This window comes from Nonomuraea sp. B12E4 (assembly GCF_039871825.1).
GTDB lineage: Bacteria > Actinomycetota > Actinomycetes > Streptosporangiales > Streptosporangiaceae > Nonomuraea.
In genome coordinates, this window is sequence record NZ_JBDPME010000019.1 from 85,133 (window position 1) to 98,797 (window position 13,665).

A 13,665-nucleotide genomic window follows, 5' to 3' on the forward strand; every position below is an offset into this window, starting at 1 on the left:
TCGCACGACGCAGGACTTGGGAGTCGGCTCCAGATGGCAGGTTCACTTCTTGACGGCAAAGTCGCGCTGATCACGGGCGCCGCGTCGGGGATCGGAGCCGCGACGGCACTGGTGCTCGCCGGGCACGGGGCCAAGGTCGTGGTCGCCGACATCGACGCGGACGGTGGCAGGCGCACCACCGCCGACGTGGCCGCGGCGGGCGGGGAGGCCGCCTTCGTGTGGGTGGACGTACGGCGCGGCGACGCCGTCAAGGAGATGGTCGACTTCACGGTCGAGCGGTTCGGGCGGCTGGACTGCGCGGTCAACAACGCCGGCGTGGACACCGCGGGCGACGGCCGGCTCCACGAGGGGGGCGAAGAGGCCTTCGACGCCTCGGTGGGGGTCAACCTCAAGGGCGTCTGGTGGTGCATGAAGTACGAGCTCATCCAGATGCTGGCGCAGGGCTCGGGCTCGATCGTCAACGTGGCGTCGGTGGCCGGCCTGGTCGGCATCGAGGCGCCCTTCGTCTCGCCGTACGTCGCCGCGAAGCACGGGGTGGTGGGACTGACCAAGGCGGCCGCGCTGGAGTACGCGACCTTGGGGATCCGGGTGAACGCCGTCTGCCCCGGCGCGGTGCGTACCAAGATGGTGGACGATCTCATCGAGCAGGGGATCATGACGCTGGAGCAGACGGCGGGCTACCACCCCGTCGGGCGGTACGCCAACCCGGCGGAGATCGCCGAGGCGATCGCCTGGCTGAGCTCGGACGCCGCGTCCTTCGTGACCGGCCAGCCGATGGCCGTGGACGGTGCGATGACAGCCCGGTAAGGGCCGCTGACAGCCGCCCGGCCCGGCGTCACGAGCCGGCGCTCTTCACCGCGAGGGGCTCGGCGGGCGCATCGGCCTTGGCCGCGGTCATGCGCTCGCCGAGCTCCTGCGACTCCTTGCGCCCCATCGCGGCGCGGACCTGCGGGAACCAGTCCTGCTCCTCCTCCTGGACGTGGTGCCGGACGTTCTCCATCAGCACCGTCACCTTCGCGGTGAAGCGCTCGTCGGCCGGGTCGAGCTCCTTGAGCTCCGCCAGCATCCACACCACGACATGGTGCTCTTCCACGCTTTCCAGCACGTGGTCGGTCGTCTCGGGGACCTTGGCGCGCGCCGCCGGGTAGAAGATCTCCTCTTCGATGTAGGCGTGCGTGACGAGCTCCTTGGTGATCGTGTCCACGAGCTTGCGCTTCTCGGCGTGGGCCCGCTCACCCGCCTTCTCGAAGCGCTTGAAGAGGGCCTCCACGGTCTTGTGGTCTTCCTTGAGCAGCACGATGGCGTCCATGTCTTCCTCTTTCACTGTTCGGGGGCGAACCTGAGGCGTCCGTTGGGGCCATGGCCGCCTGCCCCGCCGCGCCGGGACAAAACGGCAGAGCCGCCCCGGGGGTCTCAGCCGGTGGGCTCGGCGTCGGCGTGGGCGTCCTCGCCTTCGGCCTCCTCGGCTGTCTCACGCCGCTCCTGCTCGGCCTTCTGCTCCGGGTCGGGCGGCGGATCGACGGGCTCGGCCGGGATCGGGCGGGGCGTCTGCCTGACTTCCACTCCGGCGCGTCCGGCCGCGGGGTGCGGAAGAAGACGAACGACTTCCCGCCCACCTGGTAGATCGGATTGTCGCGGGGCCCGTACTCGACGGTGACGTGCGGCATGGCCAGGGCCACCTCGTGCACGTCCTCGATGCGGGCGGGCCGGCTTCCGTTGTCGTCGGACACGGCTCCAGCGTAGGCGGCCCTGCGCTCCGCCGGCGCCGGCCGTCCAGCGGCACCTCCGCCAGGGCGCAGCACCCGGCCAGGTTGCGCGGCGCCTCCGGGAGGAAGTGCGGCGCCCACCTCATCGTGCACACCCCGGCCTCCGGCGCGAGCGGCACGTCCACGCCCACAGGTCCCGTCCCGGGTTGACGAGGGTCACCCACTCGCGCGTGATCTCCCCGTACGCGTCCAGGTGCACGACGCCCATCTCGATGATCCGGTCGTGCCAGGCGGGTCGCAGGCCGGTCGTCTCGGTGTCGATGACCGCGTAGCCGTGCGGAGCTGTCGCCATCCGGCCCCTCCATCCCTCACCTTCTCCCTCCCCGGCCACCCGTCCTGGCGGCCCAACCCCCGGGGAAAGGTCTGTGAACTCATGGTGATGCGCCGGGCAGATCGCGGCGGGGCGACCCCGCGGCAATGTACGTTTCATGAACCATTGGCGGGCCCTGCCCGAGGCGCTCCCGTATCGTCCCCGGTCAGAGGGGACGAAAGTGGCCACAACGGTCTGGTGTCGCGTCTCGGGACGGCAAGTCATGGTGGCGGGCCTGGTTGTCACGGCAGGAGAGCGGATACCGTCCGTTCGGGCACGTCAGCGCACGGAACCTGCCCGGCCGGCATTCGTACTCCACCTGCTGCGGGGCGGAACGCGACCGGCCGGGCCTGTTGCGAGCCCGGACGCGCCCCGGTCCGGGAACCTCCGCACTCCGGACCCCGACGAAGCCCCGCGTCTGGAGTCTGACATGCCAGGAAAACGCTGGGCAGCCCCCGCGCTGCTCGCCTTGTCCCTGCCACTCATGAGCGCTCACCCACCGGCCGCCGCGGCGACCTCCCTCCCGGCCGTGTCGTCCGTCGCGGACAGCGGCGTGCGAGGACCGGCCGCCGCCACGGTGCCGCTGGAGGAGATCAACACGGTCACCACCCAGGTCGCCTTCGGGTTACGCCGCCCCACCGCCATCGCCGCGCCCGACGACGGGACGAACCGGCTGTTCATCACCGAGAAGAGCGGAACCGTCCGGGTCTACCACCCGGACACCGGCCTCGCAGAGACCCCGATCATCGACATCACGGCGTCGGTGGACGAGACCGGCAACGAGCGTGGACTACTCGGCATCGCCCTCGCGCCCGACTTCGCCACGAGCCAGGACCTGTACCTGGCCTACACCGCGCTGCCGGACGGCGCCGTGACCCTGGCCCGATACCGGCTGGACGACGCGCGCCTGGAACCCCTGCTCTCCCAGGAGCACGCCGAGTTCAGCAACCACAACGGCGGCCAGCTCACCTTCGGCACCGACGGCAACCTTTACATGAGCATCGGTGACGGCGGCGGCGCCGGGGACCCCTTCGACAGCGGGCAACGGGTGGACACCCTGCTGGGCAAGATCCTGCGCGTCGACGTGAGCCGGAGCTGCGGCGCCCTGCCCTACTGCGTTCCCAGGGACAACCCCTTCGTGGGCGTCGCGGGCGCCGACGAACGCGTATGGATGTACGGCGGCCGCAACCCCTGGCGCTTCTCCATCGACCCCGCGGACGGCTCGATGTGGATCGCCGACGTCGGCCAGGGCAGGTGGGAGGAGATCAACCACATCCGGACCGGGCGGCAGGCCGGCGCGAACCTCGGCTGGTCCTGCTACGAAGGGCTGGAGGTGTTCGACGAGACCCAGTGCCGCTCCGACGCCGCCTACACCAAGCCGATCTTCACCTACTCCCCGCACACCGGCGGCTGCGCGGTCATCGGCGGCATGGTCTACCACGGCAGGCAGTACGCCGACCTGGTCGGGGACACCTACATCGCCACCGACTACTGCTCCTCCACCGTGTGGGCGGTACGCAAGACCGCCGCGGGCGGTTACACCGTGGCCGAGATCGGCCAGACGCCCACCCAGGTCACCGCGTTCGGCGTCACACCGGCGGGCGAGTTCTACGTGGTCAACGACCTTCCCGGCGGCCTGCACCGCGTCTCGTTCGAACGCGCGAAGCCGACGTGCCACATCGCGTACAAGGCGCAGACCTGGGGTGGCGGCATGACCGTCGACCTCACCATCACCAACACCGGCACCACCCCGATCAACGGCTGGACGCTGAGGTTCCCCCTCGCGCCCGGCCAGACCATCATCGGCGACTGGAACACCGACCTCACCCAGAGCGGTGACATCGTCAACGCGGTCAACACCACCCACAACGGCTCCATCGCCCCCGGCCGCAGCGTCACCATGGGCTACGTCGCCGACCACACGGGCGACTCGTCCCCGCCGAGCCGGTTCTCCCTCAACAGGGACACCTGCTCCGTCACCCGCTGAGAGACCGTTCGGACGGTGGCCCGATCCCCGGGCCACCGCCGCTCCCTGTGCGAGCCGAGATGCCCGGCGGGCCAGTCTCAGAAGTAGTCGGGCGTGAGGTCGGTCGTCGGCCAGCTCGTCACGGCGGTGGCGGCGTCGTAGAGCACGGGATCGATCGAGTCGAACTCGGGGGTGCCCTCCTCGGCCCTGCGGTTGAAGATCGCGCAGTAGCTGATGCCGTCCAGCACCCGTGCCATGTAGCTCCACGTGCCGGCCAGCGAGCCGTTGTGCCAGGTGTTGTAGCCGCCGACGGCGTTCTTGCGCACCCACCAGCCCAGGCCGTACCACGAGCCGCTGGACGTCACCCCGGTCTCGGGCACGGCGACCACACGGGACAGCGAGGTGGAGTTGAGCACCGGCCCCGCGGCGTCCAGTACGAACCCCCATTTGACCAGGTCGACGGCCGAGGCCAGCCAGCGGCCGTTGGACAACTGGTTCTCCATGTTGAAGCCGCCGTAGGGCCTGGGCACGATGGTGCCGTCGTCGCTGAGCACCGTCTTGCGGGTGTCCTTCGAGTCGTAGGTCACCTCGGTGGGCTGGGCCTGGGAGGCCAGGCTGCGGCCGAGCTGGAACCGGGTGATCCCCAGCGGCGAGAGCAGCGTCTGCTTGACGTACGACTCGTAGCTCTGCCCGGTCACCTCCTCGATGACCCGGCCGAGCAGCAGGTAGCCGTAGTTGCTGTAGGCGACGCGCGAGCCCGGTGCGAAGTCGAGCGTGCGTGACGTGGCGTATTCGATGATGTCGTCGGGGCCGACCGGCAGCGGCTTGTCGAGCGCGGCCGAGATCGGGGCGTCGACGAAGAGCTGGTCGATCGAGACGTTCCGGTCCCAGCCGCCGCTGTGCTGGAGCAGGCGCCACAGGGTCACGTTCGCCAGCCGCGGGTCGGCCTTGGTGGTCAGCCCGAGCAGCTCGGTGACGGGCGTGCCGAGGTTGACCCTGCCGTCCTGGGCCAGCCGGGCGACGGCCGCCGCGGTGATGTTCTTGCTCAGGCTGGCGATCCTGAACAGGGAGGTCGGCTGCACCTTGGTGGTCACCCCGTCGCGGGTGTACGTCCCGTAGCCGCGGGCCAGCAGGATCTTGCCCTTCCTGGCCACCGCGAGCTGCGCGCACGTGATCCCGCGCTCCGCGATCCACTTCTGCAGGGCCTTGTCGAACCCGGCGAGCTGCGACGGGACGACCCCGGTGGTGACGGGCGAGCTCGACGCGGCCTCCGCTGGCCGGGCGCCGAGCGCGACGGCGGGCACCACACCCGCACTCGCCTGAAGCAGCCGGCGCCGGCTGATGGACGCCACATTTACCTCCCAAGTCTCGAAAACCTCAGGAAGCATTAACTACCACAGTCACCACATTTTCGGACCGAAAGTTAACTTTCGGACTTGCCCGAGAGGGGCTTTCGAGATCAGCTCGGCGGCCCAACCGGAGCCGCGCCGTCGCTCGATCCGCCGGTCGTCCCATGACGCGCACGCCACCCCGACCGTGCTCGGCGACACGGTCGCCGCGCGGGCCCTGGAGAAGGTCGACTACGACTTCGCGCGGCTGAAGCTCTCACCGAAGCTCACCGCGCTGGCCGTCACCACCCGCGCCAAGCACTTCGACGACTGGACCTCCCGGTTCCTGGCCGAGCATGACCGGGCCACCGTGCTCAACCTGGGCGCCGGCCTGGACTCGCGCGTCTGGCGGGTCGCCCCCGGGCCGGGCGTGACCTGGTACGACGTCGACTACCCCGGGGTCGCCGCCGCACCGACGTGGTCAGCGGCCTCGCCCTGCAGGGCCACGCGCCGGGACTGCCCGTCGCCTACAAGATCTTGATCAAGCTGGCCCAGTCCATCCCCGTCATCCGGGACGCGGGCCTGTACCTGCGCTACGAGTTCGGCCGCTGACGGGCCCACTTCAGGCACGCGAGCGGCTCCCCCCGGGAGGACTGCCCGCTCTTCCCCGATGGGCGGCGGCCCTGCGTGCCGCGGGTGGGGTGTCAGGGTTTGACGGCCTGCTGGTACTGGTCGTGGATCGGGTCGCCGGTGGCGCGCATCCAGGCGTCCATCGCGCGGCGTCTCGCCTTCAGCTCGGCGACGACCTCGGGCCGGGTGTCCTGGGCGAGGTTGTGCAGCGCGTCCGGGTCGTGGTCGAGGTCGTACAGTTCCTCGGGCACCCGGTGCAGGTAGAAGTCCACCCGGGCGGCGACGGCGGGGTCGGTCGCCGCGGCGGCCAGCATGGCGGGCCAGGTCAGGTCGATCATGTTCTCGGCCCGGTATTCCAGCACGCCGTCGGACCAGGCGTTCCAGATGTAGCTCCAGCGGTCGTCGTGCAGGCCGCGCATCTCGTAGCGGGTCTCGCCCTCGGACTTGTGGAAGACGGTGTTGATCTGGTTGCGGCCGGACTGGCTGCCACCCTCCAGCAGCGGTGTGAGGTCACGCCCGTCCAGCCCGTCCGGGACGGACGCGCCCACGGCGCGGCACAGGGTGGGGAAGAGGTCCATCGTGGAGACGAAATGGGTGTCGTCGTCGGTGCCGGGGTCGGTCAGTTCCGGGCACCGGATGATCAGCGGCGTGCGGGTGCTGTGCTCGTAGCAGTTGGCCTTGGCGTACGGCACCGGGATGCCGTTGTCCGACATGAAGATCACGATCGTGTTCGAGGCCGACTCGGCCGCCTCCAGGGCCTCCAGCACCGCGGCCAGCGTGTCGTCGGCGCGGCGGGCGCTGCTGAGGTACTGCGACATCTCCTTGCGGATGTCGGGCAGGTCGGGCAGGTAACCGGGCACCTCGGCCTCGTCCGGGGTGTACACCCGCGACGGCGTCGCGATGGTGTCCAGGTGGCCCTCGAATGCTTCCTGCTCGGCGGCACTGCCGCTGAAGGGCCGGTGCGGGTCTTCGGCGTTGGCCATCAGGAAGAAGGGACGCCCGGCCGCCTTGGCCTGTTCGAAGAAGTCGCCGGCGAACTGGGCGTACTTCTCCGGATTCCGCCCCATCCCGAGCTGTGACGGGATGACGCTCAGGTCCCAGGCGAACCGTTCGACGGGGGTGAGGTGGCGGACCTTGCCGAGGATGCCGGTCAGGTAGTTGAGCGGGCGCAGCAGGTCGTTGAGGATCGGTACGTCGTCGTCGATGGGCTCGAAGCCCTCGGCGCCATTGCGGTGCGGGTAGCGGCCGGTCAGCATGGCGGACCGGCTGGGCTGGCAGATCGCGACCGGCACGTGGGCGCGGCGGAAGGTCATGCCCTCGCCGGCGAGCCGGTCGATCGTCGGGGTGAGACCGGCGGGGCCGCCGAAGCAACTGGGGATCTCGCCGCCCATGTCGTCGACGGTGAACAGCAGGATGTTCGGCGGCCTCTGCTGCGACCGCCGGACGCCGGCACGAGCCGGTGCCAGGCCGAGGGCGGCCGTGGCGGCTGTGGCGGCTGTGGCGGCGACCGCGCCGGACAGCAGGGTGCGCCTGGACAGAGGGGCGTTCATGGGACTGACCTGACCTCTCGATACGGTGACAAGTGCCGCCGGACGCCGCCGCCGTCGCCCGTCGGATGGGGGACAGCCCGGGATCATGGCGCGTCGGTGTCCGGCACCTCTGTTGTCCACCAGCGCCGGTTTCCGTGGCGTTTCCGTGCGGCGGAGGTCTCGCCGATCCCTCCTACGGGGGAGGTCATCCCGGGGCGCGGGCCGGATACTGGGGCGCATGCAGACGAGTCCGCTCTTCAGTCTCGTGGCGTGCATCAGGGCCCGGCCGCTGGTCGCCGACGCGCTGCTGGGGGCGCTGCTCGCGGTGGTCTCGCTCATCGCGCTCATCTTCCAGTCGCGCGACGAGCACCTGCCCGCCCCGGGGCCGCTCGCGGTGGCGTTCGTCCTGCTGATCAACCTGCCGCTGGCCTGGCGGCGGGCGCACCCACTCGGGGTCAACCTCGCGATCGGCGCGACGGCCGCCGCCTACGGGGCCACGACGCTGCCGGACCTCGTGACGCCGGTGCCGCTCGGTGGGGTGGTCGCCCTCTACAGCATCGCCGCGTGGTGCGGGCGGCGGGCCTCGACGGTCGTGGGGGCGTTGACCGCGTTGAGCATCGTGGTCATCGCGGTGGTCCCCGCGACCAACAGCGACCTGCTCGACTTCTCGTTCACCGCGCTCCTGCTGGGCAGCGGGTGGGTGCTCGGCGACAGCGCGCGCGTCCGCCGGTCGCGCACCGCCGACCTGGAGGCGAGGGCGGCCCTGCTGGCTCGGGAGCGGGACTTCGAGGCCAGGCGCGCGGTGGCCGCCGAGCGTGCCCGCATCGCCCGGGAGCTGCACGACGTGGTCGCCCACCACGTCAGCATGATGGTGGTCCAGGCCGAGGCGGGGCCGGTGGCGGTGGAGCATGACGTGCCGGGGGCGGTGCGGGCGTTCGACACGATCGCGGAGACGGGCCGGCAGGCCCTGGTCGAGATGCGCCGCCTGCTCAGCGTGCTGCGCGAGGAGATGAACGGGCCCGAGCCGAGCTTCGCGCCGCAGCCCGGAGTGAGGCAGCTTCCGGGCCTCGTCGAGCGGGTACGGAAGGCCGGCCTGGAGGCGACGCTCGACGTCGAGGGCGACGCCGTCCCGTTACCCGCCGGGGTCGACCTTTCGGCCTACCGGATCGTCCAGGAGTCGCTCACCAACGCGGTCAAGCACGGGGGCAGGGTACGGGTCCGCGTACTGGTCCGCTACGACCGGCGGGACCTGCGCGTCGAGGTGCACGACGACGGGCCCGCGGCACCGGGCTCGGAGCACTCGGGCGGCGGCCCGTCCGGCGGGCACGGGCACGGGCTGATCGGGATGCGGGAGAGGGCGCACCTGTTCGGTGGCGAGCTGACCGCGGGGCCGGATGCCGAGGGGGGCTTCACCGTCAGGGCCCGGTTGCCGATCGGAGACACCGGATGATCTCTGTCCCTACCATGGCGGGAAGCGCGCTGCGGGCGGGCGCCAGCGGCTTCCTGCTCAAGGACGTACGGCGGGACGCCCTGGTGGGCGCCGTGCGGGTCGTCGCCTCCGGGGAGGCCCTGCTCGCCCCCTCGATCACCAAGCGGCTGATCGCGGAGTTCGCCGCCCGCCCGCGCCCGCCGGAGCAGGCCCCGGCGGCCGTCGGCACCCTCACCGGGAGGGAGCGCGAGGTGCTCGAACTGATGGCGAGAGGCTGCTCCAACGCCGAGATCGCCGCCCGCCTGGTGATCGCCGAGCAGACCGTGAAGACCCACGTCAGCAATGTCCTGGCCAAGCTGCACCTGCGTGACCGGGTGCACGCGGTGATCCTGGCCTACGAGGTCGGCCTCGTCACACCGGGCTCGGGATGAGAGGGCCGTATTGACCGGCCGACTTGACTTCCGGGGCCGGATGGCGGGCCCCTCCCCGTACTTCACCTGGGCTTACTCCAAGCGTTCACTCAGGTTGACCGCATAACGTGACCGGGTGTCTATCAACCTGGCCGCCCGTGAAGGCGGCGGCGCGCCGAGGGCCGAGGCCCGGGCGCCCGCGCCGACCCGTCGACAGACCTGGTTGGACGCCCTGCGCGGGGTCGCCGTGCTCGCCGTGCTCTTCGAGCACCTGCTGGACCCCCTCTTCCCTGAGGTCCGCACGACCGTCAGCCCGTGGTTCGACTTCGGGCAGTTCGGTGTGATGGTGTTCTTCCTGATCAGCGGTTACGTGGTGCCGGCCTCGCTCGAACGGCGTGGCAGCGTCGCCGGGTTCTGGATCAACCGCCTGTTCCGCCTCTACCCGTTGTGGATTCTGGCGGCGGTCGTCGGCACCGTGTTCGGCGTCGTCCAGGTGTACCTGGCCCTGCCCGGTCAGCTGAGCGACCACCCGGTCACCTCCAGCATCGCTCACCTGACGATGCTCCAGGATCTGCTCGGGGTGGTCAGCGTCCTCAACGTGTTCTGGACGCTGTCCTACGAGATGGCGTTCTACCTGCTGGTGACCGCGCTCTTCGTCGCCGGGCGGCACCGCGGCGGAACGGCCGGGACGCTCGTCCTCGCGATGGCGGCCGTGCTCGTGGGCGGTGTGCTCCCGGCCGGCGCCCTGTCCCGCGGCCTCGGCGGCGACGCCGCCGTCCTGATCGCGACCGCTGTGCTGGTGCTGGGGCTCGCCGCGATCCTCGGCGGTGACCATCGCGTACGGCTCTGCGGCGCGGCCGCCGTGGCCGTCCTGGCCGTCGTCCTGCTCGGGACGAACAGCCGGGTCGGAGCGTGGGAGAGCCTGGCCATCGTGGCCACCATGTTCGCCGGGACGGCGCTCTACCGGCTGGACCAGGGACAGCTCGGCCGGGGGGTGGCCAGATGGGTGATCGGGCTGGTGCCCGTGGTGTGCGTCGTCGCCGCGTTCTGGTTCGGTCCCGGCTGGGCCATGACCGAGGAGAAGGCGATGGCGTTCAGGTGGAGCTGGTCCGCGGCCGTGGTGGCGGCCTGGCTGACCTTCGTGGCCGGTCGCCTGCTGCGGTCGTACGCGCTGCCCCGGTTTCTCGTGTGGCTCGGGCTGATCAGCTACTCCGTCTACCTGCTGCACCCGCTCGCGGTGCAGACCCTGCGGCGGCTGGTCGGGGATCCGGCGCCGGTTCCCCTCGCCTGGCGGCTCGCCTGGTTCGTGGCGCTGGTGGTCGTGGTCGTCGCCTGCTCCGCCCTGACCTTCCGGTTGGTCGAGCGACCGGCTCAGCGGTTCGGCCGCCGCCTGGCTCGCTCGGCCACCCGCTGAACGGGGGATGTCGGTACGATCCGGCCATGCCTTATCGCCTCACCGCCGTGATCAGCGACTTCAACCAGCTCAGACGCGACCTGGACGGCACGGCCGTGATGGAAGTGCTCGGGCTCTCTCCGGGGCCGATGGTGGGGGCCGCCATCCGTCACCTGCAGGACGTGCGTGCCGAGCGGGGGATGACGTCCCGGGAGGAGGCCGTACTGGAGCTGCGGGCCTGGGCCGAGCGCTTATCCGAAAAGTGAGACTCGATTCTCAGCTTTCGGACGGGCCCGAGAGGTTCGGTCCGAGCGATCGAGAGGGAGCCGGCCATGGTGGAGGCGCGGGCGCTGGGCCGCTGGAGTTCGAGCCGTCACCTGGATGACGAGACCGTGCGCACGCGCCAGGGGCAAGCCCGGCACCGGGCGTGGTGTGGACGCCCGGTTACCTGTCCAGCGGGTTCAGGCGGAGTCCTGCCCGGAAGAGGAGTATGCGACGCTTCGGGCCGAGTCCGGCACCGTGCCCAGCTTGTTGACCTCGTGTGTCAGCCCTTCCAGCACCGCCCGCAACTGGACCTGCGTGACCTCCGCGAAGGTACGCAGGTAGGCGATGCGGCGTTCCAGCTCCTCGGCCTCGGCCGACTGGACCTCGCCACTGGAGCGATAGGTCTTGACCGCCTGGCTGGCGGCCTCCTCCGCCTGTTGCTGCGCCTCCACCAGCATCTGCTCGTACTGCTGGCGTGCCTGGGCCACCAGGCGGCGGGCGTAGTCCTCCGCCTCGGCGATCTGGGCGTCAGCCGTCTGCTGGGCACGCGAGAGCAGGTTGACCGCGTCGACGTTGAGCCTGGACCGCTGCGCGCCCGGGCTGGTGACGTCGGTGCCGCGCTCCTTGTACCAGTTCCTCAGGCGCTCGACCTCCGCGCGCAGGTCGGCCTTCTCCGAGTCGCCGTTCGCCATGTCGTCGGCGATGCGATAGAGGAAGGCGCGCACCTCCTCCTCGCTGTAGCCGCGCCGCCCGAGCGCGGTACGTGAGAAGTCCTTGTTCCGAACCCGATCCGGCGTAAGTCGCTGGTGGTCGTTCGATGTGCCATGTGCCCATGGCGTCTCTCCCGTCACTGCCCGCTACCTCCAGCACTGGTGAACTCGTCGAAACGGATTTGCCCGGGCGGCACGCCGGCGTCCAGGAGCCGGGAGACCGAGTGGTGGACCATCTCTTCGGACCCGCACACGTAGACGTCCTGGCCGCGGTACGCCCGCAACGCGACGTCCACCGCGTTGCCGTGCTCGCCGCTGTAGAAGGCGTCGCGGGACACCACGGGCACCACGTTCAGCCAGGGGTTCTCGACGTTCAGCTTGGACAGGGCCTCGATGTCGTACAGCTCCCGCGAGGTGCGGGCCCCCACGAAGAGGCGCACGTCGCGGCGTGGTCCCTCGTAGGCCATCTGCTCCACGAGCGACTTGAGGGGTGCCAGCCCCGTGCCGCCGGCGATCAGGATCAGATCCCTCAGCGGGTTGGAGTCGAGCGTCAGCCGGTCGCCGACGGGCGCGCCGATCTTCAGTATGTCGCCCCGTTGCGCGCCGTGCACCAGAGCCGTGCTCACCGTGCCGCCATCGACCACGCGTACGTGCAGGTCGATGGTGTTGTCGCGGCGCGGCGCGTTGGCGAAGGAGTAGAACCGCCACAGTTTCGGCCGCAGCGCGACCGAGATCGACGCGGACTGTCCGGCGCGGAAGGGATAGGGGTAGTTCAGCCGGGCCCTGATCACCGCGATGCCCGGGGCGCGCACCTCGTGCATGATGATCTCGCCCTCCCACCAGGGTGGCGACGTCGCGGCCGACTCCTCGGCGGCCTCGGTCATCACCTTGGCGATCAGGCCGTACGCCTGCGCCCAGTCGCGCGCCAGGGCCGGCGTCCACCGATCGCCGAGAAAGTGCTCCAGGGTGGCGAGCAGCGCCTGCCCGACCGCGGGATAGTGCTGCGCGACCACGGAGAACTTGCGATGGTCACGACCGAGTTGCTGGAGGAACGGAACCAGGTCGTCCACTCGGTCGACGTTGCTGACGATGTGCCCCAGGGCACCGACGAGCCGGTCCCGCTGGGTGGCCATGGACACCGGGAACAGGCCACGGGCCTCGGGATACATCAGGAACAGGGCCGAGTAGAAGAACAGCGGCACCTGATCGCCCGATTGGGTGACCAGGTGCCAACTGCCCTTTAAAGCTTGCGTGTCCACTTACCCGGCTGCTCCTGCGGGCTGCGCCACGATGGACCCGCGCACCTGGCCCAGGACCGTGACGACGTGCTGCACGAGCTCCTCGTCGGCGCCCTTTTCCCGGAGCGCCGCGACGAGCATGCCGCCGACCTTCTCGTAGTGTTCGCTGGTGATGCCCATGTCCCGGTGCGCGTCCGCCAGGTCGGCGCCCTCGTACACTTCCGGACCGCCGAGGACCGAGCACAGCAGCATCACCATGTGCCGCTTGAGTCTCGGCAGGTCGACGTCCGTGAAGTACGGTGCGAGGTCGGGGTCGGCCAGCACGACCGCGTAGAACTGGTCGACCACTTCGCGGACGGTCGCGGCGCCGACTTGCTCATAGTACGAAGCCATAGAGACTGCAAAACCTCCCAAATCGGGCAAAATCCATGCGTTTTTGCGGAGAGTACCTATGCTGATTCGCGCTGTCGCGGCGCCTTTCCGGGTGGGTGACCGTCGGCGGCCCGCCGGGCGTCCTCCTGTGGGAGGTCGCGTCGTCGAGGTCTTTCTTCGCGGCGCGGGCCCCTGCCCGGGTTCGCGTGCGTTATGCATGGCGTATCGGCCGAAGTGGGGTTGGCGAGCACAGTCCACGGTGGCGGGGTGATACCGCCTCCGGTTGCCGTGTCACCGTCACAGCCAGCGCTGTGTACGGC

14 protein-coding genes and 1 pseudogene are annotated in these 13,665 nt (G+C 70.4%); 7 read left to right on the forward strand and 8 right to left on the reverse strand.

What is annotated here, in order from left to right; genetic code table 11:
* Window positions 1-33 precede the first annotated feature (33 nt).
* A complete protein-coding gene (locus ABGB18_RS33480) occupies window positions 34-807 on the forward strand; it encodes a glucose 1-dehydrogenase (RefSeq protein ID WP_347699655.1) in 774 nt (257 codons plus the stop codon).
* A gap of 28 nt (window positions 808-835) precedes the next feature.
* Here the strand turns inward: ABGB18_RS33480 and ABGB18_RS33485 are convergent, their stop codons facing one another.
* The 3 genes from ABGB18_RS33485 to ABGB18_RS33495 all read right to left on the reverse strand — a co-directional run bounded on the left by ABGB18_RS33485 (window position 836) and on the right by ABGB18_RS33495 (window position 2,058).
* Window positions 836-1,309 carry a hemerythrin domain-containing protein gene (locus ABGB18_RS33485; protein ID WP_347699656.1) on the reverse strand — a complete coding sequence of 158 codons (474 nt, stop codon included), beginning with the start codon at window positions 1,307-1,309 and terminating at the stop codon, window positions 836-838.
* Window positions 1,310-1,413: 104 nt separating this feature from the next.
* On the reverse strand, window positions 1,414-1,563 hold the full coding sequence (locus ABGB18_RS33490; protein WP_347699657.1) for a hypothetical protein: 150 nt from the start codon (window positions 1,561-1,563) through the stop codon (window positions 1,414-1,416).
* Between the two features lie 285 nt (window positions 1,564-1,848).
* A complete protein-coding gene (locus ABGB18_RS33495) occupies window positions 1,849-2,058 on the reverse strand; it encodes an exonuclease domain-containing protein (protein ID WP_347699658.1) in 210 nt (69 codons plus the stop codon).
* A 448-nt stretch (window positions 2,059-2,506) separates the two neighbouring features.
* Between ABGB18_RS33495 and ABGB18_RS33500 the strand changes: the two genes are divergently transcribed.
* Complete coding sequence (locus tag ABGB18_RS33500; protein WP_347699659.1) at window positions 2,507-4,063, forward strand: PQQ-dependent sugar dehydrogenase; 1,557 nt, start codon at window positions 2,507-2,509, stop codon at window positions 4,061-4,063.
* A gap of 77 nt (window positions 4,064-4,140) precedes the next feature.
* On the opposite strand, the gene ABGB18_RS33505 is transcribed toward ABGB18_RS33500, so the two are convergent.
* On the reverse strand, window positions 4,141-5,394 hold the full coding sequence (locus tag ABGB18_RS33505; RefSeq protein ID WP_347699660.1) for a serine hydrolase domain-containing protein: 1,254 nt from the start codon (window positions 5,392-5,394) through the stop codon (window positions 4,141-4,143).
* Between the two features lie 184 nt (window positions 5,395-5,578).
* On the opposite strand from ABGB18_RS33505, the gene ABGB18_RS33510 reads away from it, so the two are divergent.
* Window positions 5,579-5,911: a class I SAM-dependent methyltransferase gene (locus tag ABGB18_RS33510; protein WP_347699661.1), complete on the forward strand. Its 333-nt coding sequence runs from the start codon at window positions 5,579-5,581 to the stop codon at window positions 5,909-5,911.
* A 163-nt stretch (window positions 5,912-6,074) separates the two neighbouring features.
* Here the strand turns inward: ABGB18_RS33510 and ABGB18_RS33515 are convergent, their stop codons facing one another.
* Window positions 6,075-7,550: a sulfatase gene (locus ABGB18_RS33515; RefSeq protein ID WP_347699662.1), complete on the reverse strand. Its 1,476-nt coding sequence runs from the start codon at window positions 7,548-7,550 to the stop codon at window positions 6,075-6,077.
* A 217-nt stretch (window positions 7,551-7,767) separates the two neighbouring features.
* Here ABGB18_RS33515 and ABGB18_RS33520 point away from each other — a divergent pair, with 217 nt between their 5' ends.
* The 4 genes and pseudogenes from ABGB18_RS33520 to ABGB18_RS33535 all read left to right on the forward strand — a co-directional run bounded on the left by ABGB18_RS33520 (window position 7,768) and on the right by ABGB18_RS33535 (window position 11,027).
* Window positions 7,768-8,979 carry a histidine kinase gene (locus tag ABGB18_RS33520; RefSeq protein ID WP_347699663.1) on the forward strand — a complete coding sequence of 404 codons (1,212 nt, stop codon included), beginning with the start codon at window positions 7,768-7,770 and terminating at the stop codon, window positions 8,977-8,979.
* Window positions 8,980-9,005: 26 nt separating this feature from the next.
* Window positions 9,006-9,389: pseudogene (locus ABGB18_RS33525) on the forward strand (response regulator transcription factor); the annotation flags it as partial.
* Between the two features lie 115 nt (window positions 9,390-9,504).
* Window positions 9,505-10,782: an acyltransferase gene (locus tag ABGB18_RS33530; protein WP_347699664.1), complete on the forward strand. Its 1,278-nt coding sequence runs from the start codon at window positions 9,505-9,507 to the stop codon at window positions 10,780-10,782.
* 26 nt (window positions 10,783-10,808) lie between these two features.
* Window positions 10,809-11,027 (forward strand): hypothetical protein, encoded by a 219-nt coding sequence (locus tag ABGB18_RS33535; protein ID WP_347699665.1) that lies wholly within the window; start codon window positions 10,809-10,811, stop codon window positions 11,025-11,027.
* 195 nt (window positions 11,028-11,222) lie between these two features.
* Here ABGB18_RS33535 and ABGB18_RS33540 read toward each other — a convergent pair whose 3' ends face one another.
* The 3 genes from ABGB18_RS33540 to ABGB18_RS33550 are packed head-to-tail and all read right to left on the reverse strand — an operon-like array spanning window position 11,223 to window position 13,366.
* Complete coding sequence (locus tag ABGB18_RS33540; RefSeq protein WP_347699666.1) at window positions 11,223-11,876, reverse strand: DivIVA domain-containing protein; 654 nt, start codon at window positions 11,874-11,876, stop codon at window positions 11,223-11,225.
* The gene (locus tag ABGB18_RS33545) at window positions 11,873-12,994 is read right to left on the reverse strand and encodes a globin domain-containing protein (protein WP_347699667.1); all 1,122 of its coding nucleotides are present in this window, start codon (window positions 12,992-12,994) and stop codon (window positions 11,873-11,875) included. Before ABGB18_RS33545 ends, ABGB18_RS33540 begins: the two co-directional genes overlap by 4 nt.
* A complete protein-coding gene (locus ABGB18_RS33550) occupies window positions 12,995-13,366 on the reverse strand; it encodes a group 1 truncated hemoglobin (protein ID WP_347699668.1) in 372 nt (123 codons plus the stop codon).
* Between the last annotated feature and the right edge of the window lie 299 nt (window positions 13,367-13,665).

Coding starts and splice junctions, on each gene's coding strand:
- ABGB18_RS33495 (WP_347699658.1), bottom strand. CDS start 2,058: ATGGCGACAGCTCCGCACGGCTACGCGGTCATCGACACCGAGACGACC.
- ABGB18_RS33535 (WP_347699665.1), top strand. CDS start 10,809: ATGCCTTATCGCCTCACCGCCGTGATCAGCGACTTCAACCAGCTCAGA.
- ABGB18_RS33480 (WP_347699655.1), top strand. CDS start 34: ATGGCAGGTTCACTTCTTGACGGCAAAGTCGCGCTGATCACGGGCGCC.
- ABGB18_RS33515 (WP_347699662.1), bottom strand. CDS start 7,550: ATGAACGCCCCTCTGTCCAGGCGCACCCTGCTGTCCGGCGCGGTCGCC.
- ABGB18_RS33520 (WP_347699663.1), top strand. CDS start 7,768: ATGCAGACGAGTCCGCTCTTCAGTCTCGTGGCGTGCATCAGGGCCCGG.
- ABGB18_RS33550 (WP_347699668.1), bottom strand. CDS start 13,366: ATGGCTTCGTACTATGAGCAAGTCGGCGCCGCGACCGTCCGCGAAGTG.
- ABGB18_RS33485 (WP_347699656.1), bottom strand. CDS start 1,309: ATGGACGCCATCGTGCTGCTCAAGGAAGACCACAAGACCGTGGAGGCC.
- ABGB18_RS33500 (WP_347699659.1), top strand. CDS start 2,507: ATGCCAGGAAAACGCTGGGCAGCCCCCGCGCTGCTCGCCTTGTCCCTG.